This window comes from Pseudomonas sp. HS6-2, assembly GCF_049325675.2.
GTDB classification, from domain to species: domain Bacteria; phylum Pseudomonadota; class Gammaproteobacteria; order Pseudomonadales; family Pseudomonadaceae; genus Aquipseudomonas; species Aquipseudomonas putida_N.
Map to the genome: position 1 here is coordinate 1,585,298 of NZ_CM143906.1, position 19,511 is coordinate 1,604,808.

Here is a 19,511-nt window from a genome sequence, read left to right on the forward strand (position 1 = left end):
CCAGCGCCCCGTGGCGATGGCCTTTGAGCAGAGGATCGATCGTGCATAACGTCGTGATCAGCGGCACCGGCCTGTATACCCCGGCCCAGAGCATTTCCAACGAAGAACTGGTGGCCTCCTTCAACGCCTGGTCGCAGCAGTACAACCAGGACAACGCCGCCGCCATCGAGCGTGGTGAAATCGAAGCAGCCCCCGTGTCCGACGCCGCCTTCATCGAAAAGGCCTCGGGCATCAAGAGCCGCTTCGTCATGGACAAGGCCGGCATCCTCGACCCGCAGCGGATGAAGCCGCGCCTGCCCGAGCGTTCCAACGACGAGCAGTCGATCCTTTGTGAAATGGGCGTGGCCGCTGCCCGCCAGGCGCTGGAACGCGCCGGTCGTACCCCGGCAGATGTCGACGGGGTGATCGTCGCCTGCTCCAACCTGCAACGCCCTTACCCGGCCATCGCCATCGAAGTGCAGCAGGCGCTGGGCATCGACGGCTTCGCCTTCGACATGAACGTGGCCTGTTCGTCGGCCACCTTCGGCATCCAGACCGCTGCCAACAGCGTGCAACTGGGCCAGGCTCGTGCACTGCTGGTGGTCAGCCCGGAGATCTGCACCGGTCATCTGAACTTCCGCGATCGCGACAGCCACTTCATCTTTGGTGATGCCGCCACGGCGGTACTGGTCGAGCGTGCCGACAAAGCCACTTCGGCGCACCAGTTCGACATCGTGGGCACCAAGTTGCAGACTGCGTTCTCCAACAACATCCGCAACAATTTCGGCTTCCTCAACCGCGCGGCGGAAGAGGGGATCGGCGCGCCGGACAAACTGTTCGTGCAGGAAGGGCGCAAAGTGTTCCGCGAAGTTTGCCCGATGGTCGCCGAGCTGATCGGCAAGCACTTGGGCGAAAACAACCTGCAGCCGTCCGACGTCAAGCGCTTCTGGCTGCACCAGGCCAACCTGAGCATGAACCACCTGATCGTCAAGAAGCTGATGGGGCGCGAGGTGAGCGAGGAGGAGGCACCGGTGATTCTCGATCGTTATGCCAACACCAGTTCGGCAGGGTCGGTGATTGCCTTCCACCTGTACCAGGACGATCTGGCCCAAGGGTCGCTTGGCGTGCTGAGTTCGTTCGGTGCAGGCTATTCGATTGGTAGCGTGATCCTGCGCAAGCGTTGATTGTCGCGTTAGATGCCAGATCGAGGGGGCCGCTTTGCGGTCCCCTCTTTTTTGCAGGCAAAAAAAGGCGGGAAATGCCGGATGGGGTCGGCATTTCCCGCCTCAGAGTGAAGCAGGGGAGTGTGTCGCTTAGAACTTGGCTTCCAGGTCCACCTGCAGGGTGTCTACGCTGGCGTTGCTGTCCGGCAGGTTGGAGTAGTCGGTCTTGGCCATCATGTAGGCCGCGCCGAGGGTGAAGTTCTTGTCGATTTCGTAACCGACCTTGAACTTGTGACCACGGGAACCGGTGAAGCCGTTACCGAAGTCGGAGTCTGTGAACAGGCTGACTACGCCGTTACGCTGCACGTCGCGGTAGTTGTAGTCCAGGCTCCAGGCGCCGATCTTGGACTTCAGGCCTGCCAGCCAGGCAGTGTCCATGCCGTCGGTGCTTTCGGTGTTCTTGACGTACTGGCCGTAAGCCGACAGTGGGATGGCGAAGCCGGTGAAGTCGACTTGGCCGAAACCTTCAACCAGGTTGAACTCGTCGGTGGTGTTACCCAGCGAACGCAGCAGTGCCGAGGCCTTGTCGTTGTCGTAGCCGTAGAGGCTGGCACCGACGGTGACCTTGACGGTGTCAGCTGCGTTGAACTTGGTACCCAGCTGGGCCGCGTACAGCTGTGCGTCGTGCTTGTACTGCACGCCGTCGCCGTCGACGTTGTCCTTCAGGTTGTAGTGGCCGATGCTGCCGAACACTTCGGCCGGGCCGGCGTTGGTTTTGTAGGTGACGGCCACACCTTCCGGGTTGATGTCGCTATCCCAGATGATGTCGCCCATGCTCACCCATGGCTGCAGCATTTTGCCGCCGATCAGGTGCAGGTTCGGGACGGCAGTCGGGTGCCAGTCCAGGTAGGCCAGGTCGACCCACAGGGATTTCTTATCGAAGTAGTTGTCCAGGCTCTGGTTGGTCGAGCGAGCATCAGCGCTGCTGCCGGTGGCCACGCGCACGCCAGCATCAACCTGCGGGTTGATCTCGCTGTAGAAGCCGACGCGGGCACGCACGCGCTCACGGTCCTGGTTAGGGCTGCGGGAGATCGGGTTATCGACGTTGACGTCTTCGTAACGCAGGCGTACATCACCCTTGATCTGGGTCTTGGCGGCCCATGCCACTTTTTGTTCGAAGGAGCTCATCCGGTCGGACTGAGCTTTCTGAGCGGCCTTTTCCTTGGTTTCCTGAGCCAGGTCGCCCTGCAGTTCGTTGTACTGCGCCTGGTTGATCGAACCATTGGCGCGGAGCATTTCGAGCAGCTTGGCGTCGACGGCAGCACTGGCCGGAGTACTCAGAGCCAGCATCATGCCGGTGAGGCTCACTCCGGTAAGTGTAGAAACAAGACGCATAAGGTTCTCCCTACTTAAAAGATTTGGGGAGGCTCAGCGCCCGCCCCCATGTTGGCATGTCTTCGGAAAGGGCCTGACTAGACAGGTTCTAGGGTTCCGGAAAACAGGCGCAAGTATTGCGGGGGCCAATGACAGATTAATGTCTAATTAGTGGCACTGCTGTTAAGTAATTGGGAATGAAAGGCGAAACGGGCCGATCCTCATTTGAGCGACGGGCCTCTGTTCGCCGATACTGATGGCCTTGAACAGCGAGTCGAAAACGTGACCAGTCTCTACAGCCTTGCCCATCTGCGTGACCTGCCAGCGGCGACCTGGTATGCCCTGGTCCCCCCAGGCCAACCGTTCCTGCGCCATGCTTTCCTCAGTGCCATGGAAGACAGCGGCAGTGTTGCCCGCAACACCGGCTGGGCAGCCGAACACCTGGTGCTGGAGCGCGACGGGCAGGTGCGTGCGCTGCTGCCGGCGTATCGCAAATGGCATTCGTATGGCGAGTACGTGTTCGACCACGGTTGGGCCGATGCCTGCGAGCGCGCCGGCATCGCCTACTACCCCAAGCTGCTCGGTGCCGTGCCGTTCAGCCCGGTCAGCGGGCCGCGCCTGCTGGCGGCCGACCCTGCCGATGGCCTGCTGGTGCTGCAGGCGTTGCCCGAGTATCTGGGCAAAGCCGGGCTTTCCGGGGCGCACATCAATTTCACCGATCCACAGCTGGATGCGCAGATGGCGGGTTTGCCGGGGTGGATGGAGCGGCTGGGATGTCAGTTCCACTGGCGCAATCACGGTTATCGCGACTTCCAGGACTTTCTCGACAGCCTCAGTTCACGCAAGCGCAAGCAGATGCGCAAGGAGCGTGAGCAGGTGGCCGGGCAGGGCATCGATTTTCGCTGGTATCGCGGCGATGAGCTGGACGAGGCGCAGTGGGATTTTGTTTTCCTCTGTTATGCCAACACCTATGCGGTGCGCAGACGCTCCCCCTATCTGACCCGAGAGTTCTTCAGCCTGTTGGCCGAGCGCATGCCCGAGGCGGTACGGGTGGTGATGGCGCGCCAAGGCGGGCGCGATGTGGCCATGGCCTTGAGCCTGGTCGGTGGCGACAGCCTGTTTGGCCGCTACTGGGGCTGCCTCGATGAGTTCGACCGGCTGCATTTCGAGACCTGCTTCTACCAGGGCATGGACTTTGCGATTGCCGAAGGGCTGCAGCGTTTCGATGCCGGGGCGCAGGGCGAACACAAGCTGATTCGCGGGTTCGAGCCGGTGCTGACGCGTTCGTGGCATTACCTGCTGCATCCGGGGTTGAGGCGGGCGGTGGCGGATTTTCTGCAGCAGGAGCGGGAAGGGGTGCGGGGGTATGCCGAGGAGGCCAAGGGGATGCTGCCTTACCGCAAAGATTGAGATGTTTCCTGTGCCGGCCTCTTCGCGGGACAAGTCGGATCGCGAAGAGGCCGGAACAGGACTCAGTCGACCCCGACAAAACCCCCAGTCTGGTGATGCCACAAGCGGGCATACAACCCCCGCTGTTCCAGCAGCTCGCTGTGGCTGCCACTCTCGACGATCCGCCCCTTGTCCAGCACCACCAGCCGGTCCATCCGGGCGATGGTGGACAGCCGGTGGGCGATGGCGATCACCGTCTTGCCCTGCATCAAAGTCTCCAGGCTTTCCTGAATGGCTGCCTCGACCTCCGAGTCCAGCGCCGAAGTGGCTTCGTCCATGATCAGGATCGGCGCATTCTTCAGCAGCACCCGGGCAATCGCGATGCGCTGGCGCTGGCCGCCCGACAGCTTCACGCCACGCTCGCCGACATGGGCATCGAAGCCGGTACGGCCCTGGGCATCCGACAACTGCGCAATGAACTCGTCGGCCCGCGCCCGGCGCACGGCTTCGTGCAGCGCCGCGTCACTGGCATCGGGGCGGCCATACAACAGGTTGTCGCGGATCGAACGGTGCAGCAGCGAGGTGTCCTGGGTGATCATGCCGATCTGCGCGCGCAGGCTGGCCTGGCTGACCTCGGCGATGTCCTGGCCGTCGATCAGGATGCGCCCGCCCTGTACGTCGTACAGGCGCAGCAGCAGGTTGACCAGGGTTGACTTACCGGCGCCGGACGGGCCGATCAGGCCGATCTTCTCGCCCGGGCGGATGTCCAGGTTCAGCCCTTCGATCACGTTGGCGGCCTTGCCATAGTGGAAGTCCACGTCGTCAAAACGCACGGCGCCGCGGCTGACCTTGAGGGGCGGCGCCTGGGGTTTGTCGGTGACGGTGACCGGCTGGGCAATGGTCTGCAGCCCGTCCTGGACCATGCCGATGTTCTCGAAGATGCCGTTGACCACCCACATGATCCAGCCCGACATGTTGACGATGCGGATGACCAGGCCGGTGGCCAGGGCGATGGCACCGACGGTGATCAGCGACTGGCTCCACAGCCACAGCGCAAGGCCCGTGGTGGTGACCACCAGCAGACCGTTGAGGGTAGTGATGACCACGTCCATGCTGGTGACCACGCGCGAGGCCAGCTGGGTTTTCTCGGTCTGTTCGCGGATCGCTTCGCGGGCGTACTGCTGTTCATAATCGGTGTGGGCGAATAGCTTGAGGGTGGCGATGTTGGTGTAGCCATCGACGATCCGCCCCATCAGCTTGGAGCGGGCGTCGGAGGAAATCACCGAGCGCTCCTTCACCCGCGGCACGAAATAGTACAACGCGGCGATGTAGCCGACGATCCACACCAGCAACGGCAGCATCAGGCGCCAGTCAGCCTCGGCGAACAGCACCAGCGAGGTGATGGCGTAGATCAGCACATGCCACAGTGCATCCACCGCCTGCACCGCAGAGTCGCGCAGCGAGTTGCCGGTCTGCATGATGCGCTGGGCGATGCGCCCGGCGAAGTCGCTCTGGAAGAAATTCAAGCTTTGCTTGAGCACATAGGTGTGGTTCTGCCAGCGGATCAGGCTGGTCATGCCGGGGTTGATGGTCTGGTGCACCAGCAGGTCGTGCAGGCCGAAGAATACCGGCCGCAGCAGCAGGATCACCACCAGCATCCAGATCAGCTCGCCGCTGTGTTCGCTGAAAAAGTTGACGTTGGGCGTGCCCTGGGCCAGGTCGATGATGCGGCTCAGGTAGCTGAACATCGCCACCTCGATCAGCGAGGCGAACAGGCCCACCACCAGCAGGGCGAGAAAGCTCGGCCAGACCTGGCGCAGGTAGTACAGGTAGAACGGCCAGACCTGGCCGGGCGGCGACTCGCTGGGCGCGTCGCGGAAGATGTCGATCAGTTGCTCGAAACGGCGGTACAGCATGGGTGACAAGACTCCTGTGCTACCCGACCCTGGAAGGTTTCACGTCCCTGTGAAACCGGCGGTCAGTCGATGCGTTTGGCGGACTTGATGTACACCGGGTCGGCCGGGACATCGCGCATGCCTTTTTTCACCGTGGTTGGCGAGTTGACGATCTGGTCGACCACTTCCATACCCTGGGTCACTTTGCCGAACACGGCGTAACCGGCGTCGCGGCCTGGGTTGAGGAAGTCGTTGTCGGCGACGTTGATGAAGAACTGGCTGGTGGCCGAGTTGGGGTTGGAGGTGCGTGCCATCGACAGGGTGCCACGGGTGTTCTGCAGGCCGTTGCTGGCCTCGTTCTTGATCGGCTCCTTGGTGTCTTTCTGCACCATCTGGTCAGTGAAACCGCCGCCCTGGACCATGAAGCCCGGGATCACGCGGTGGAAGATGGTGTTGTTGTAGAAACCGCTGTCGACGTAGGCCAAGAAGTTCTTGGTACTGATCGGCGCTTTTTCTGCATTGAGCTCGATGGTGACCTGGCCGAAGCTGGTGTCCAGCTGAACGTGCGGGGTCTTGTCGGAAGCCATGACGCTGGTGGCGAAGGCGACCGAGCAGGCGGTGAGCAGGAGTTTTTTCAGCATGGGCTCAATGATCCTTGAGAGGTGGAAGCGGCTGCGAGGAACTGCAGCAGGGTCTGGTTGAAGACCTCGGGTTGATCGAGGGGTGTAGCGTGCCGGGAATCGTCGATGACCACCAGCCTGGCGTGGGGCATCAGGGCCACGTAGCGCTCTTTAAGGTGTATCGGGGTGTAATCGTGGTCGGCGGCAATCACCAGCGTGGGACAGCGGATCTGCCCGATGCGTTCCTGCACGCCCCAGTCTACGATGGCGTCGAAGCTCTTGAGGTAGGCGCGTTTGTCGTTGCGTGCCCAGCGTTCGGCCATCTTCTTGCGCAGCTCGGCCTGCCCCGGCTTGGGGAACAACCGCGCGGCCAGGCCCTGGCCGACCGTCTCGACACTGAGGATGCGCGCCAGGCCCCAGCGCTTGAGCCACCATAGCCAGTCGCTGCGGGTGCGGCGCTTGACCTCGGGGGCGCTGTTGACGATGCACAGGCTGCGCAGCCATTGCGGGTGGTCCACGGCGAACTGGAAACCGACCATGCCGCCCATGGACAGGCCGACAAAGTGCACGGGGCCGGTCTGCAGGTGTTCGAGCAGCGCCAGCAGGTCTTCGCTGAAGGTGGCGATCTGGTAACCGTCGCGGGGCTTGTCGGAGCGGCCGTGGCCGCGGATGTCCATGAGGATCACCCGGTAGTAGCGGCTCAGCTCGGGTACCTGCAGCTCCCAGTCCTGGCTGCTGGAGCCCAGGCCGTGCAGCAGCACCAAGGGTTCGCCCTGGCCATATTCCTGATAATGCAGCGAGCATCCTTCATGTTCGAAATAGGCCATGGGCGCGGTCCTCTCAGGCTTGTGGGGGGGCTGCGAAGGGCACGTCCAGTGGCGCGGTGTCGAAATTGCGCAGCAGGTCGATGAGAATCTGCGTGGCCGGGCCCAGGGTCTTCTCTTTGCTCGAATAAAGGTAGAACAGTGGGTGGCGGCTGCCACCCTGATCGAGCGGCAATGGCTTGAGCACGCCGTCGAGCAGCTCACGTTCGATCATGTGCCGTGGCAACCAGGCAAAGCCCAGGCCGCTGCCGACGAAGGTGGCGGCAGTGCCCAGGCTGCCGACCGTCCAGCGCTGTTCGGCGCCGAGCCAGCCGACGTCGCGTGGCTGGGCGCGGCCGGAGTCGCGGATCACCACCTGCAGTTGGCTTTCCAGGTCCTGGAAGGTGATCTCCCGGCCCAGACGATGCAGGCTGTGTTCCGGGTGGGCGACAGCGACGAACTCCACCGAACTGAGCTCGGTACCCAGGTAGCCACCGATGCTGTAGCTGCTGATGGCAAGGTCGGCGATGCCTTCGTGCATCACTTCCTCGACGCCCGACAGCACCTCTTCACGCAGGCGCACCCGGCAACCGCGGCTCTGTGGCATGAACGCAGCCAGGGCGCGCACCAGGCGGGCACTGGGGTAGGCAGCATCGACCACCAGGCGCACCTCGGCCTCCCAGCCTTGCTCCATGTGGTGCGCCAAGTCTTCCAGCTGGCTTGCTTGCTTGACCAGGTGCCGCGAACGGCGCAGCAGCACATTGCCGGCCTCGGTCAGCACGGCCTTGCGGCCATCGATGCGCAGCAACGGCACACCCAGCTGTTCCTGCATGCGTGCCACGGTATAGCTGACCGAAGACTGCGAACGGTGCAAGACTTCGGCGGCCTGGGCAAACCCGCCATGGTCGACCACTGCTTGCAGGGTCCGCCATTGATCCAGGGTCACGCGCGGCGCTTTCATGTTTGGCTCCTGTTGTCCTAAGCTGCGCTCTTTCAAGGAGAGCGCCCCATGAAGAAATGTTGTGCGGCAATTTTGATGTGCCTGCCCCTTGGGGCCATGGCTTACCCCATCGACGTGGAGAAGGAACTGACCGGGGTCAAGCTGGACTACACCACCTACGACACGGCCTACGACATCGGGTCCATTACCCTGAACAACTATGGGCAAGTGCCGGCAGCCTGCAAGGTGACCTTCCGCAACGGGCCCGAGGCACCCCGGGTGCGCCGGGTCAACGTACCGGTTGGAAAGAGTGTCGATGTGACGGCCAATTTCAATCGGCAGATCATCAAGCTGCGCATCGCGCTGGACTGCAAAGCGCAATAAAACGGATTAATCGATAGATTGAACCCACTTTTTACGCTTTTTTATCGATAGGTCAAGCCTTAATCTCACCTCCATCGAATCGCAACCCCTTTTGCCGATGGAGGCACCCCATGTCCCGCGTACTGATCATCGAAAGCAGCGCCCGCCAGCAGGATTCCGTTTCCCGTCAACTGACCCGTGACTTCATCCAGCAGTGGCAGGCCGCGCACCCGGCTGACGAGATCAACGTGCGTGACCTGGCGGTGAACCCGGTGCCACACCTGGATGCCAACCTGCTCGGTGGCTGGATGAAGCCTGAAGAACAGCGCAGCGCCGCCGAACTGGAGGCCCTGGCCCGCTCCAACGAGCTGACCGATGAAGTGCTGGCAGCCGACGTGCTGGTGATGGCCGCGCCGATGTACAACTTCACCATCCCCAGCACCCTCAAGGCCTGGCTGGACCACGTGCTGCGTGCCGGCATCACCTTCAAATACACCCCGACCGGCCCGCAAGGCCTGCTCACCGGCAAGCGCGCCATTGTCCTGACTGCCCGTGGCGGGATCCATGCCGGTGCCACCAGCGACCATCAGGAACCGTACCTGCGCCAGGTGATGGCCTTCATCGGTATTCACGATGTCGACTTCATCCATGCCGAAGGCATGAACATGAGTGGCGAGTTCCACGAAAAGGGCCTGAACCAGGCCAAGGCCAAGCTGGCCGCGGTGGCCTGAGGTTCAACGAATTCCCATCCCTGACACCTGCTTTTGCTCCTTTGGGTGTACCTGCCCGGCCTGATGGCCGGGCTTTTTTATTTCGGCCCCACATTCCTCATGGTTGAACTGATTCGGCGCAACCCGCTAAGGTCGCGCCCTTGATTACGAGAGGCAACCATGGGCTACCTGATAATCGTCGCGCTGATCCAGGCGTTTTCCTTCAGCCTGATCGGCGAGTACCTGGCCGGGCACGTCGACAGCTACTTCGCCGTGCTCGCGCGCGTGGTGCTGGCGGGCCTGGTGTTCCTGCCGCTGACCCGCTGGCGCCAGGTCGAGCCGCGGTTCCTGCGCTCGATGCTGCTGATCGGCGCGCTGCAATACGGCATCACCTACGTCTGCCTGTACCTGAGCTTCCGCGTGCTGACCGTGCCCGAGGTACTGCTGTTCACCATTCTCACGCCGTTGCACGTGACCTTGATCGAAGACGCCCTGAACCGGCGCTTCAACCCCTGGGCGCTGGTCGCCGCCCTGGTGGCCGTGACGGGGGCCGGGGTGATCCGCTTCGACAGCATCAGCGGCGACTTCTTCATCGGCTTCCTGCTGCTGCAACTGGCCAACTTCACCTACGCCGCCGGCCAGGTGCTGTACCGCCACCTGGTTGCCCGCCACCCCAGCGACCTGCCGCACTACAAGCGTTTCGGCTACTTCTACCTGGGCGCGCTGATCGTGGTACTGCCGGCGTTCCTGCTGTTCGGCAACGCCCAGCACCTGCCGAGCACCAACGTGCAATGGCTGGTGCTGCTGTTCCTCGGCCTGTGCCCGACGGCGCTGGGGTTGTACTGGTGGAACAAAGGCGCCTGCCTGGTTTCGGGCGCTACGCTGGCGGTGATGAACAACTTGCACGTACCGGTCGGGTTGCTGCTCAATTTGCTGATCTGGAACCAGCACGAGCCGCTGGGGAGGCTGCTCATCGGCGGGGCGGTGATCCTGGCGTCGGTGTGGATGAGCCGCATGGGTAGCCTGACGTTATCAAGCAAGGCATGGCGCAGCTAGCTAAGGCGCGTTCGTTAATGAACCCAAACCCGGCCGGTGCCTACCCGATAATCATGAAAATAAAATCGGGAGACCGGCGTGAAGCTAGAAACGCGAAGTATCGAATTCGTCCCACACGCTGAGCGTTATGGCACGCCTAAACGATTGTTCACCATCTGGTTCAGCTCCAACTTCCAGATAACCGCACTGATGGTCGGCACCCTGGGCGTTGCCTCGGGGCTGAGTTTTGCCTGGACCTTGCTGGGCCTGTTGGTCGGCAACCTGATCGGCACCGTGTTCATGGCCGCGCACTCTGCCCAGGGACCGCACCTGGGCGTGCCACAGATGATCCAGAGCCGCGCCCAGTTCGGTGTCCATGGCGCGGCGCTGCCGTTGCTGGTGATGGTCACGGCCGCTGTACTGTTTCTCGCCGCCAGTGGCGTGCTGATGCGCAATGCCGTTCAGGCACTGGTGCCCATGAGCGACGACCAGGCCATCGTGGTGGTCGGCGTGCTGACCTTCATCATCGGTTTTGTCGGTTACGAACTGATCCACCGCCTGGGGGCGTGGATGAGCCTGCTGTCCACGCTGGTGTTTGCCGGCGCCCTGGTGCTGATCCTGCTGCACCCCGGCGACATGGCAGGCACGACGGCAGTGACGACGGGCTTTTCGTTCACCGCCTTCAACCTGATCGTGGCCCAGGCCGCCTCCTGGACGTTGGGCTATGGCCCCTATGTGGCAGATTATTCGCGCTACCTGCCGGCCAACGTCAACCCGCGCGCCACATTCTGGGCCACCTATTGCGGTTGTGCGCTAGGCTCCTTCGCCATGATGGCGTTGGGTGCGCTGGTGGCCGTGGAACTACCCTCGGCACTGGGGCATGACCCTGCGACGGCGATTGCCGGGTTGTTTGGCCCGTGGGCGCCGTTGGCACTGGCAGTGATTGCGCTGGGGGTGATCCAGTACAACGTCCTGTGCCTGTACAGCGCCTACATGTCGTCGGTCACGATCTTCGGGGCCTTCAAGACCATCAGGCGCGTGACCGCGACTGCCAAGGCGCTGGTGATGGTGGGCCTTACCGCCGCGGCAACGCTGATTGCCATCGCTACCCAATACAATTTCGATACGTTCTTCGCCGACATCCTGATCGGCCAGCTGTACCTGTTGATCCCCTGGAGCGCGATCAACCTGGTGGATTACTACTGGGTGTGCCGGGGCCAGTATGACGTGGGTGCGCTGTACGACGCCAAGGGGCGTTACGGTTGCTTCAATCGTCGAAGCCTGGCGGTGTATGCCGTATCGATCATCGGTACCATCCCGTTCATGAAGCTGTCGTTCTACACGGGCTTCGTGGCCGAGTGGCTGGGGGCGGATATCAGCTGGGCGATGGGCTTGATCCTGGCTGGTGCGCTGTACTGCATGGTCAACGCCCGCGAAAGCAAACCGCTTTTGGCAAGCTAGGCAGATGAAGCGGCTTTGAGAGGGGAAGGGGCTGCAACGCAGCCCCGGCATCTCAAGCCTCACTCACCTCTTCAAGCCGCCGCGATACCGGCTCCACAATCCGCCCAGCCAAACCGACCCGCATGTCATTGCCACTCGGCTGCTGATACAAGCTCAGACCAAACTCCGGCAACACCGCCAGCAGGTAATCGAAGATATCCCCCTGGATCCGCTCGTAATCGGCCCACACCGTGGTGGTGGTGAAGCAGTAGATCTCCAGCGGCACGCCTTCGGCGGTGGTCTGCATCTGCCGGACCATGCAGGTCATGTTCGGATGCACGTTCGGGTGGTTCTTCAGGTAGGCGAGGGCAAACGCGCGGAAGGTGCCGATATTGGTCAGCTTGCGGCGGTTGGCTGAAAGTTCTGGCACTGGCCCCAGCGCCTCGTTCCAGGCCAGCAGCTCCTGGCGCTTGCCGGCCAGGTAGTCGCCCAGCAGGCTCACCTGGCTCAGGCGCTGTTCCTCGTCCGGGGTCAGGAAGCGTACGCCTGCGGCATCGATGAACAGGCTGCGCTTGATCCGCCGCCCGCCCGACTGCTGCATGCCGCGGTAGTTGCGGAACGACTCGCTCATCAGGCGCCAGGTCGGGATCGAGACGATGGTTTTATCGAAGTTCTGCACCTTGACGGTATGCAGGGTGATATCCACCACATCGCCATCGGCGCCGACCTGCGGCATCTCGATCCAGTCGCCCACATGCAGCATGTCGTTGCTGGTCAGCTGCACACTGGCGACGAACGACAGCAGGGTGTCCTTGTACACCAACAGCAGCACCGCCGACATCGCACCCAGGCCCGACAGCAGCAACAGTGGCGAGCGGTCGATCAGGGTGGCGACGATGACGATCGAGGCGAAGATCCACAGCATCATCTTGGCCAGCTGCACGTAGCCCTTGATCGAGCGGGTGCGGGCGTGTTCGGTGCGGGCGTAGATGTCCAGCAGGGCATCGAGCAGGCACGACAGGGCCATGGTCATGAACAGCAGGGTGAAGGCCAGGGCGAGATTGCCGAGGAAGTGCTGGGCGGTGTCGGACAGCTCCGGCACCAGCTTCAGGCCGAACTGGATCACCAGCGACGGGATGGTCTGGGCCAGGCGATGGAAGACTTTGTTGTGGCGCAGGTCGTCGAGCCATCTCAGCGCCGTTTGGCGGGCCAGCAGGCGGGTGCCGTGCAGCACCAGGAAGCGCGCCAGGCGCCCGAGCACCAGTGAAATCAGCAGCAGCACGGCCAGGCCGATCGCGGCGTGGAGCAGTGGATGTTGGTCGAGGGTGCCCCACAAGTCGAGGCTGTCACGCCAGATGCGTTGGATGTCCATAAGCTTGTAACCGGTCTTTTACAGCGAAACGAAGCGCCATTAGAGCGCGGAAGCCGACAAAGTTGCCAAAAGAAATTCGGCTAAGGCTGCAGAAAACGTTACCCTATGCAACTGAATTTCCCGCACTTGCCTGAGGTTACCTCCGTGTTCTCCCAATTCGCCCTGCACGAACGCCTGCTTAAAGCCGTGGCCGAGCTTAAATTTGTCGAGCCAACCCCGGTGCAGGCCGCGGCCATCCCCCTGGCCCTGCAAGGGCGCGACCTGCGTGTGACCGCGCAGACCGGCAGCGGCAAGACCGCCGCGTTCGTCCTGCCGCTGCTCAATCGCCTGGTCGACCTGAAAGGCGGGCGCGTCGAGATCCGCTCGCTGATCCTGCTGCCGACCCGCGAGCTGGCCCAGCAGACCCTCAAGCAAGTGCAGCTGTTCTCGCAGTTCACCTACATCAAGGCGGGCCTGGTCACCGGCGGTGAAGACTTCAAGGAACAGGCCGCCATGCTGCGCAAGGTGCCGGATGTGCTGATCGGCACCCCGGGCCGCCTGCTCGAGCAGCTCAACGCCGGCAACCTCGACCTGTCCCACGTGCAGGTGCTGATCCTCGACGAAGCTGACCGCATGCTCGACATGGGCTTCGCCGAAGACATGGAGCGCCTGTGCAAGGAGTGCGAGAACCGCGAGCAGACCCTGCTGTTCTCCGCCACCACGGGCGGTGCGGCCCTGCGCGACATCATCGGCAAGGTCCTGAAAGACCCTGAGCACTTGATGCTCAACAGCGTCTCGCAGCTGGCCGAAGGCACCCGCCAGCAGGTCATCACCGCCGACCACGACCAGCACAAAGAGCAGATCGTGCAGTGGCTGCTGGCCAACGAGACCTTCGACAAGGCGATCATCTTCACCAACACCCGCGTCCTGGCCGACCGTATCTATGGCCACCTGGTGGCCAAGGACGTAAAGGCCTTCGTGTTGCACGGCGAGAAAGACCAGAAGGACCGCAAGCTGGCCATCGAGCGCTTCAAGCAGGGTAGCTCCAAGGTGCTGGTGGCCACCGACGTGGCGGCCCGTGGCCTGGACATCGACGGCCTGGACCTGGTGATCAACTTCGACATGCCACGCAGCGGTGACGAGTACGTGCACCGTGTGGGCCGTACCGGCCGTGCGGGTGGCGAAGGCCTGGCGATCTCGCTGATCACCCACAATGACTGGAACCTGATGTCCAGCATCGAGCGCTACCTCAAGCAGCAGTTCGAGCGCCGGGTGATCAAGGAAGTGAAGGGCACCTACAGCGGTCCGAAGAAGGTCAAGGCCTCGGGCAAGGCGGTGGGTGCCAAGAAGAAGAAGGTCGACAAGAAGACTGGCGAGAAGAAGGCCGCTGCCAAGCGCAAGCCGACCGCCAAGCCACGGCCGAATGCGCCACTGGCCAGCGCCGATGGCCTGGCGCCGCTGAAGAAGCGCAAGCCGGCGGCTGAGTAAGTCACGTCAAGGGCCTATCGCCGGCTTGCCGGCGATAGGCCCATCAGCCTTCATGGCTCACTCAGATTTTTTCTCTGCTTCCTTCAGTTCCTTGATCCTTTTGTCGATCAGCTGACACTTGTCGGGCAAGTCCTTGCTTGCCGTCCCCAGCTCCATTCCCTGGAGCTCAGCATTGATCTCCTTGGCCTTCTGCGGGTTCTGTTCGGTCAGTTGACTGACCAGCCCGGCCAGCTCTTCACGTTTCTGAGTCGCCTCTTCCGGCGTGCAGGCCCAGGCGGGCAGGGCGCAGCACAGGGCTGTGGCACAGGCGATGCGCAGCAGCTGTTTCATCCTTTCTACCTCCGGCGGTGGTGTTGCCCGGTGGAGGCCTGCCTTCGATGGTTGGTTCAGCACCAACGACCGACGGCTATACAACTGGGTGCCCTCTAGTCTCGCCCTCAAACAGAGGATTGAGCTTTTGTTGAAGCATCAATGGGCCAGATGCGGTTTTGCAGCCATGTCGATACCCAGAGCCTTCATCACTGCCAGAAAAGATTTCAGTGTAGGGTTGCCGTGCTCGCTAAACGAGCGATAAAGCTGTTCTCGTGAAAGGCCAGTCTCTTTTGCCAGCTCGCTCATTCCCTTGGCCCGTGCCACGACTCCGACGGCTTTTGCAACATAGCCAGCATCGCCTGTCTCCAGCGCATCTGTCATGAAATGCGCTATTGCCTCAGGTGTAGTGAGGTAATCCGCTGGATCGAATTCGAAGAATTTCTCAGTCATTTTGCATCCTCCACGAACGCAGAATCTGGTGGGCAGCCCTGATGTCTCTTGGTTGGCTACTCTTGTCGCCGCCACAAAGCAGAATCACCCACGTATCGCCCGATTGGTGAAAATACACGGGGTAACCCGGACCATAATGAATCCTCAGTTCACTGATGCCATGGCCAACGGGCGAGACATCGCCTGGCATGCCTTCCACGAGCCGGTTGATGCGGGAGATGATCCTGAACCTTGCGTTGGCATCTCGAAGCCCGACCACCCATTTTCTGAAACTGCTGGATTCGAATTTTTTCATCGGGCGAATGTAGTTTATAAAATACATTCGTGGGATACAGCAAATAGTTTCTACCTTTTGCCAACTGATACACGATGTGAGCGAGCTTGTTTCAACCCGTTCCAGTTGCGGATTCTGCCGTAGCCCAATTGGGCAAGGTTTGTATCTAGATAACTTTTGGAACACTCCCGCCTGCCAACCGGTCCCAACCTGTGTACCCCTTCGTCCACAGCAGGAGACCCTCTCCATGAGCAGCACCTACGACTGGGACCTGATCGAGCGTTTGCTGCACGAGGTGCAGAACGGCGCCGGTCACAGCTTCACGCCACGCCCCTATGCCGAGCAGCACGCTGCGGCGCTGGCCGCCAAGGGCCAACCGGTGGGTGATCTGGACCACCTGAAAACCCGTGCCTGCGAGTACGAAAAGCTGCTGTTCGAGCGCGGCTTTATCGAGAGCCGTGAGCAGGAGGAGGGCGGCAACGGCGAGAACTTCGTGCTCACCGAGCGCGGTTCGCGTTTGCTCAGCCTGATCGACAGCAGTATCCCTGGCTTCGAACACCCGCGTCAGGTGCTCGATGAGCAGGAGGATGGGCTGGACGAAACCACCTTCGAGCAGGTTTCGGCCAAGGCACAGATCGCTTGAGGTCGTTTTGAGGCTGGCAAGGGCAGGCCAGGAAACCCGATAATCGGTATTCCTTGACCACTGCCGAGCCCTTGCCGATGCCCTCGACCACCCAAAAGGCCCGCCCATGAGCGCGGCCCGCAAGAACCCCGACGCCTTTGCCTTCCAGGTGATGCTGGGCCTGTGCCTGATCTGGGGCTGCCAGCAAGTGCTGATCAAGACGGCGGCGGTGGATATTGCGCCGGTGATGCAGGCCGCCCTGCGCAATTGCATCGCCGCTGTGCTGGTGGGGTTGATGATCTGCTGGCGCGGCGGCTGGGAACAGGTGGGCAACACCTGGCGGGCTGGGCTCGTGGCCGGCGGGTTGTTCGGGCTGGAGTTCCTGTTCATTGCCGAGGGCCTGAAGCTGACCTCGGCGGCGCACATGTCGGTGTTCCTCTACACGGCACCGGTGTTCACTGCACTTGGCTTGCACTTCATGCTCCCCAGCGAGCGGCTGCGGTTGCTGCAGTGGCTGGGGATCTTGCTGGCCTTTGCCGGGATCGCGATGGCATTCGCGGGGGGCATGTCGTTCGCCGAGATGGATGGGCGCATGCTGCTGGGCGATGCCTTCGGCGTGCTCGCCGGGCTGGCCTGGGGCGCGACCACGGTGGTGGTACGTGGCTCGCGCCTTTCGGAGGCACCCGCCACCTTGACCTTGTTCTACCAGTTGGCGGTGGGCTTTGGCGGCTTGCTGCTGATTGCCCTGGTCAGTGGGCAGATCGGCGATGTGACCTTGACGCCGCTGGCGGTGGGCAGCGTGCTGTTCCAGGGGATCGTGGTGTCGTTCGTCAGCTACCTGACCTGGTTCTGGTTGTTGCGCAAGTACCTGGCCTCCAACCTGGCGGTGTTTTCGTTCATCACACCGTTGTTTGGCGTGACCTTTGGCGTAGTCCTGCTGGGCGAGCCGTTGAGTGCGAACTTCGTATTGGGGGCGTTGATGGTGCTGCTGGGGGTAATCCTGGTGAGTGCCGAGCCTTGGGTGAAACAGCAACTGCGCAAGTTTGTGGGTTAAGCGGCGCTCTGCGGCTCAGCCCGGCAACCGTGCAGGCTGCGTCCACGGCTCAGCACCAGCACGCCCGCCACCCCCAGGCCCGCTGCAGCCAGCACCAGCGCCGGCTGCAAACTCCCGCTGTAGTGGTTGCTCAGCGCCGCCAGCAGTGGGCCGCTCAACTGCCCCAGGGCAAAGCATGCGGTCAGCAGCCCGGCATTACGCTGCGTGGCATGCGGCGCCAGTTCCCGCGAGCGCTGCATCACCAGCTGCATGCACGCCAGGAAGGGCCCGCCGCACAGCACCACGCCCAGGGCCAGGCCAACGCCACCACCCATCAGGCAGGCCAGCACCCCCAACCCTTGCAACCACAGGGTGACCGTCAGCCAGGCCGAAGTACGGCCTGCCCGGCGCAGGCTCACCAGTACCACACCCAGCGCCGCCGCGAGGCCGAACGCTGGCCAGAACAGGTCGGCCATCCAGTTGCCGCGAAACTGCTGGTTGGCCATCTGCGACAGGAAGGTAGCCGGCAGGATGTAGCCCACACCGTACAGGGCATAGACCAGGCCCAGGCGACCAATGCCGACGCTACGGCTCGGGCCCTGCTGCGAGGTGGCGGGCGCCACGGCAGGTTGGGCGCGAGGCAGCCAAGGGCGCACGGCCAGCAGCATGACCAGCGCTGCAACGGCATAGACCAGCCAGAGTGCCGCCGAGCCAAGCCCCAACAGATGCGCAGCTAACGCCAGCAAACCCGTCAGCGCGATACCCAGCCCAGGCCCGGCGAACACCAGCGCCCCAAGGCGCTGGCGGTTGTCGGCATTGGCCACTTGCTGGCTGAGGCTGGTGATCATCACCAGCACCCAGGCACTGGCCACGCCGGTCCCGAAGCGCAGCAGCAAATGGCTCCAGAAGCCGTCCGCAACCCAGGAGGCCAAGGTCAGCAGCACGCACAACCACAGGCCACCGTGCAGGCGCAGTTTCACCTGGTTCGGCCGACGGGCGTACATGGCGTCCAAGGCGCCGAGGAAGTAGCCCAGGTAGTTGGCTGCCGCCACCAGCCCGGCGGCGGTCAGGTCGAACTGGCCTTCGGCGATGAGTTGCGGCAGTTGTGGGGTGAGGGCGAAGCGGCCAATGCCCATGGCCATCATCAGGGCCACGGCGCTGGCCAGCAGTTGTGCGAACGGCGACATGAGGACTCTCCTGCGCGAATCAATGCGATGGATGGCAGGTTAGGTCGAGTTGACTTTCAATAAAATTGAATAATGATGATCAAGTTGTTCTGTTTTGGAGAATGTCATGGAGTTCAGCCAACTGCGCATCTTCCAGGCCGTGGCCGAGGAAGGTTCGGTAACCCGCGCCGCCGAGCGCCTGCACCGGGTGCCGTCGAACCTGTCGACGCGCCTGCGCCAGCTCGAAGAGCAACTGGGGGTGGAACTGTTCCTGCGTGAACGCCAGCGCCTGCAACTGTCGCCCGCCGGCAAGGTGCTGCTGGATTACGCCAATCGCCTGGCGGCGCTGCGTGATGAAGCCGTTGCGGCGGTGCAAGGCGGTCAGCCGGCCGGCGATTTCGTGCTGGGCACCATGTACAGCACTGCCGCCATCCACTTGCCGGGGCTGTTGGCGCGCTACCACCAGCAATACCCGGCGGTGAACCTGCAGGTACAGGCCGCTCCAAGCGGCGACCTGCTTGAAGGCCTGCTCAGCCATCGTCTGGATGCGGCACTGGTGGACGGCCCGCCAAGCCTGGCCGGGCTGGATGGTGTGCCGCTGTGCGATGAAGTGCTGGTACTGATTACCAGCCCGGAACACCCGAGGGTGCGCAGTGCCAAGGACGTGGCGGGCAAGGCAGTGTTCACTTTCCGCCAGGGCTGTTCCTACCGGATGCGGCTGGAGGCCTGGTATGCCCATGACCACACGCCGATGGGGCGGGTGATGGAAATCGAGTCGTACCAGAGCATGCTGGCCTGTGTGATCGCTGGGGCGGGGGTGGCCTTGATGGCGCAATCCATGCTCGACAGCCTGCCCGGGCGTGATCGGGTTCGCGCCCATCGCCTGCAGTCGCCCTTCGATCACGCGCAAACCTGGTTGATGTGGCGCCAGGGCATGCACGGGGCGAATTTGCAGGCCTGGATCGACTTGCAACAAAGCGAAACGATTAACCAGTCGTCGGAATGCGCCGTTTCCGCTTGATCCGCGTCAAACTAGCCCATATCTGTAGGAACAAGAGCATGCGTAGTACAGGACATCGGACTATGATCTGTATGAAACATCGC

General features: G+C 62.5%; 20 protein-coding genes. 10 read left to right on the forward strand and 10 right to left on the reverse strand.

What is annotated here, in order from left to right:
* Positions 1-41: 41 nt before the first annotated feature.
* A complete protein-coding gene (locus ACOKS3_RS07560; RefSeq protein ID WP_103446373.1) occupies positions 42-1,163 on the forward strand; it encodes a beta-ketoacyl-ACP synthase III in 1,122 nt (373 codons plus the stop codon).
* Positions 1,164-1,292: 129 nt separating this feature from the next.
* Here the strand turns inward: ACOKS3_RS07560 and ACOKS3_RS07565 are convergent, their stop codons facing one another.
* Entirely contained in the window at positions 1,293-2,537 is a 1,245-nt protein-coding gene (locus tag ACOKS3_RS07565) for a putative porin (protein ID WP_103446374.1), read from the reverse strand.
* 261 nt (positions 2,538-2,798) lie between these two features.
* On the opposite strand from ACOKS3_RS07565, the gene ACOKS3_RS07570 reads away from it, so the two are divergent.
* Positions 2,799-3,926 carry a GNAT family N-acetyltransferase gene (locus ACOKS3_RS07570; protein ID WP_422764247.1) on the forward strand — a complete coding sequence of 376 codons (1,128 nt, stop codon included), beginning with the start codon at positions 2,799-2,801 and terminating at the stop codon, positions 3,924-3,926.
* Positions 3,927-3,988: 62 nt separating this feature from the next.
* Here the strand turns inward: ACOKS3_RS07570 and ACOKS3_RS07575 are convergent, their stop codons facing one another.
* From ACOKS3_RS07575 to ACOKS3_RS07590, 4 genes are all read right to left on the reverse strand, one after another.
* Positions 3,989-5,821: an ABC transporter ATP-binding protein gene (locus ACOKS3_RS07575; RefSeq protein ID WP_103446375.1), complete on the reverse strand. Its 1,833-nt coding sequence runs from the start codon at positions 5,819-5,821 to the stop codon at positions 3,989-3,991.
* Between the two features lie 62 nt (positions 5,822-5,883).
* Entirely contained in the window at positions 5,884-6,441 is a 558-nt protein-coding gene (locus ACOKS3_RS07580) for a peptidylprolyl isomerase (RefSeq protein WP_103446376.1), read from the reverse strand.
* The gene (locus ACOKS3_RS07585; protein WP_103446377.1) at positions 6,435-7,247 is read right to left on the reverse strand and encodes an alpha/beta fold hydrolase; all 813 of its coding nucleotides are present in this window, start codon (positions 7,245-7,247) and stop codon (positions 6,435-6,437) included. The genes ACOKS3_RS07580 and ACOKS3_RS07585 overlap by 7 nt, the downstream gene beginning before the upstream one ends.
* Before the next feature lie 13 nt (positions 7,248-7,260).
* Positions 7,261-8,184, reverse strand: a complete 924-nt coding sequence (locus ACOKS3_RS07590; protein WP_103446378.1) for a LysR family transcriptional regulator — start codon at positions 8,182-8,184, stop codon at positions 7,261-7,263.
* Positions 8,185-8,232: 48 nt separating this feature from the next.
* Here ACOKS3_RS07590 and ACOKS3_RS07595 point away from each other — a divergent pair, with 48 nt between their 5' ends.
* From ACOKS3_RS07595 to ACOKS3_RS07610, 4 genes are all read left to right on the forward strand, one after another.
* Positions 8,233-8,547 (forward strand): 3-phosphoglycerate kinase, encoded by a 315-nt coding sequence (locus ACOKS3_RS07595; RefSeq protein WP_103446379.1) that lies wholly within the window; start codon positions 8,233-8,235, stop codon positions 8,545-8,547.
* A 110-nt stretch (positions 8,548-8,657) separates the two neighbouring features.
* Complete coding sequence (locus tag ACOKS3_RS07600; RefSeq protein ID WP_422764246.1) at positions 8,658-9,257, forward strand: FMN-dependent NADH-azoreductase; 600 nt, start codon at positions 8,658-8,660, stop codon at positions 9,255-9,257.
* A gap of 159 nt (positions 9,258-9,416) precedes the next feature.
* Positions 9,417-10,292, forward strand: coding sequence for a carboxylate/amino acid/amine transporter (locus ACOKS3_RS07605; RefSeq protein ID WP_422764245.1), 876 nt, complete (start codon positions 9,417-9,419; stop codon positions 10,290-10,292).
* Between the two features lie 78 nt (positions 10,293-10,370).
* Positions 10,371-11,732: a purine-cytosine permease family protein gene (locus tag ACOKS3_RS07610; protein ID WP_103446382.1), complete on the forward strand. Its 1,362-nt coding sequence runs from the start codon at positions 10,371-10,373 to the stop codon at positions 11,730-11,732.
* 52 nt (positions 11,733-11,784) lie between these two features.
* On the opposite strand, the gene ACOKS3_RS07615 is transcribed toward ACOKS3_RS07610, so the two are convergent.
* Positions 11,785-13,083, reverse strand: a complete 1,299-nt coding sequence (locus ACOKS3_RS07615) for a mechanosensitive ion channel family protein (RefSeq protein ID WP_103446383.1) — start codon at positions 13,081-13,083, stop codon at positions 11,785-11,787.
* Positions 13,084-13,188: 105 nt separating this feature from the next.
* On the opposite strand from ACOKS3_RS07615, the gene ACOKS3_RS07620 reads away from it, so the two are divergent.
* On the forward strand, positions 13,189-14,550 hold the full coding sequence (locus tag ACOKS3_RS07620) for a DEAD/DEAH box helicase (protein WP_103446384.1): 1,362 nt from the start codon (positions 13,189-13,191) through the stop codon (positions 14,548-14,550).
* Positions 14,551-14,607: 57 nt separating this feature from the next.
* Here ACOKS3_RS07620 and ACOKS3_RS07625 read toward each other — a convergent pair whose 3' ends face one another.
* The 3 genes from ACOKS3_RS07625 to ACOKS3_RS07635 form a co-directional block, all read right to left on the reverse strand.
* The gene (locus ACOKS3_RS07625; protein ID WP_103446385.1) at positions 14,608-14,880 is read right to left on the reverse strand and encodes a hypothetical protein; all 273 of its coding nucleotides are present in this window, start codon (positions 14,878-14,880) and stop codon (positions 14,608-14,610) included.
* A 138-nt stretch (positions 14,881-15,018) separates the two neighbouring features.
* The gene (locus ACOKS3_RS07630; RefSeq protein ID WP_085675807.1) at positions 15,019-15,312 is read right to left on the reverse strand and encodes an addiction module antidote protein; all 294 of its coding nucleotides are present in this window, start codon (positions 15,310-15,312) and stop codon (positions 15,019-15,021) included.
* Complete coding sequence (locus ACOKS3_RS07635) at positions 15,305-15,607, reverse strand: type II toxin-antitoxin system RelE/ParE family toxin (RefSeq protein WP_103448214.1); 303 nt, start codon at positions 15,605-15,607, stop codon at positions 15,305-15,307. The genes ACOKS3_RS07630 and ACOKS3_RS07635 overlap by 8 nt, the downstream gene beginning before the upstream one ends.
* 226 nt (positions 15,608-15,833) lie before the next feature.
* On the opposite strand from ACOKS3_RS07635, the gene ACOKS3_RS07640 reads away from it, so the two are divergent.
* Complete coding sequence (locus ACOKS3_RS07640; RefSeq protein ID WP_103446386.1) at positions 15,834-16,229, forward strand: transcriptional regulator; 396 nt, start codon at positions 15,834-15,836, stop codon at positions 16,227-16,229.
* A gap of 106 nt (positions 16,230-16,335) precedes the next feature.
* Positions 16,336-17,262, forward strand: a complete 927-nt coding sequence (locus tag ACOKS3_RS07645) for a DMT family transporter (RefSeq protein WP_103446387.1) — start codon at positions 16,336-16,338, stop codon at positions 17,260-17,262.
* Here the strand turns inward: ACOKS3_RS07645 and ACOKS3_RS07650 are convergent.
* Entirely contained in the window at positions 17,259-18,428 is a 1,170-nt protein-coding gene (locus ACOKS3_RS07650; RefSeq protein WP_103446388.1) for an MFS transporter, read from the reverse strand. The genes ACOKS3_RS07645 and ACOKS3_RS07650 overlap by 4 nt on opposite strands.
* 106 nt (positions 18,429-18,534) lie before the next feature.
* Here ACOKS3_RS07650 and ptrR point away from each other — a divergent pair, with 106 nt between their 5' ends.
* Positions 18,535-19,428: a putrescine utilization regulator PtrR gene (gene ptrR, locus ACOKS3_RS07655; protein WP_103446389.1), complete on the forward strand. Its 894-nt coding sequence runs from the start codon at positions 18,535-18,537 to the stop codon at positions 19,426-19,428.
* Positions 19,429-19,511 lie beyond the last annotated feature (83 nt).

Excerpts from the sequence above, each read along its gene's own strand:
- ACOKS3_RS07565 (WP_103446374.1), bottom strand. The coding sequence starts at position 2,537 with ATGCGTCTTGTTTCTACACTTACCGGAGTGAGCCTCACCGGCATGATG.
- ACOKS3_RS07575 (WP_103446375.1), bottom strand. The coding sequence starts at position 5,821 with ATGCTGTACCGCCGTTTCGAGCAACTGATCGACATCTTCCGCGACGCG.
- ACOKS3_RS07580 (WP_103446376.1), bottom strand. The coding sequence starts at position 6,441 with ATGCTGAAAAAACTCCTGCTCACCGCCTGCTCGGTCGCCTTCGCCACC.
- ACOKS3_RS07585 (WP_103446377.1), bottom strand. The coding sequence starts at position 7,247 with ATGGCCTATTTCGAACATGAAGGATGCTCGCTGCATTATCAGGAATAT.
- ACOKS3_RS07590 (WP_103446378.1), bottom strand. The coding sequence starts at position 8,184 with ATGAAAGCGCCGCGCGTGACCCTGGATCAATGGCGGACCCTGCAAGCA.
- ACOKS3_RS07595 (WP_103446379.1), top strand. The coding sequence starts at position 8,233 with ATGAAGAAATGTTGTGCGGCAATTTTGATGTGCCTGCCCCTTGGGGCC.
- ACOKS3_RS07600 (WP_422764246.1), top strand. The coding sequence starts at position 8,658 with ATGTCCCGCGTACTGATCATCGAAAGCAGCGCCCGCCAGCAGGATTCC.
- ACOKS3_RS07605 (WP_422764245.1), top strand. The coding sequence starts at position 9,417 with ATGGGCTACCTGATAATCGTCGCGCTGATCCAGGCGTTTTCCTTCAGC.
- ACOKS3_RS07615 (WP_103446383.1), bottom strand. The coding sequence starts at position 13,083 with ATGGACATCCAACGCATCTGGCGTGACAGCCTCGACTTGTGGGGCACC.
- ACOKS3_RS07620 (WP_103446384.1), top strand. The coding sequence starts at position 13,189 with ATGCAACTGAATTTCCCGCACTTGCCTGAGGTTACCTCCGTGTTCTCC.
- ACOKS3_RS07625 (WP_103446385.1), bottom strand. The coding sequence starts at position 14,880 with ATGAAACAGCTGCTGCGCATCGCCTGTGCCACAGCCCTGTGCTGCGCC.
- ACOKS3_RS07630 (WP_085675807.1), bottom strand. The coding sequence starts at position 15,312 with ATGACTGAGAAATTCTTCGAATTCGATCCAGCGGATTACCTCACTACA.
- ACOKS3_RS07635 (WP_103448214.1), bottom strand. The coding sequence starts at position 15,607 with ATGAAAAAATTCGAATCCAGCAGTTTCAGAAAATGGGTGGTCGGGCTT.
- ACOKS3_RS07640 (WP_103446386.1), top strand. The coding sequence starts at position 15,834 with ATGAGCAGCACCTACGACTGGGACCTGATCGAGCGTTTGCTGCACGAG.
- ACOKS3_RS07645 (WP_103446387.1), top strand. The coding sequence starts at position 16,336 with ATGAGCGCGGCCCGCAAGAACCCCGACGCCTTTGCCTTCCAGGTGATG.
- ACOKS3_RS07650 (WP_103446388.1), bottom strand. The coding sequence starts at position 18,428 with ATGTCGCCGTTCGCACAACTGCTGGCCAGCGCCGTGGCCCTGATGATG.
- ptrR (WP_103446389.1), top strand. The coding sequence starts at position 18,535 with ATGGAGTTCAGCCAACTGCGCATCTTCCAGGCCGTGGCCGAGGAAGGT.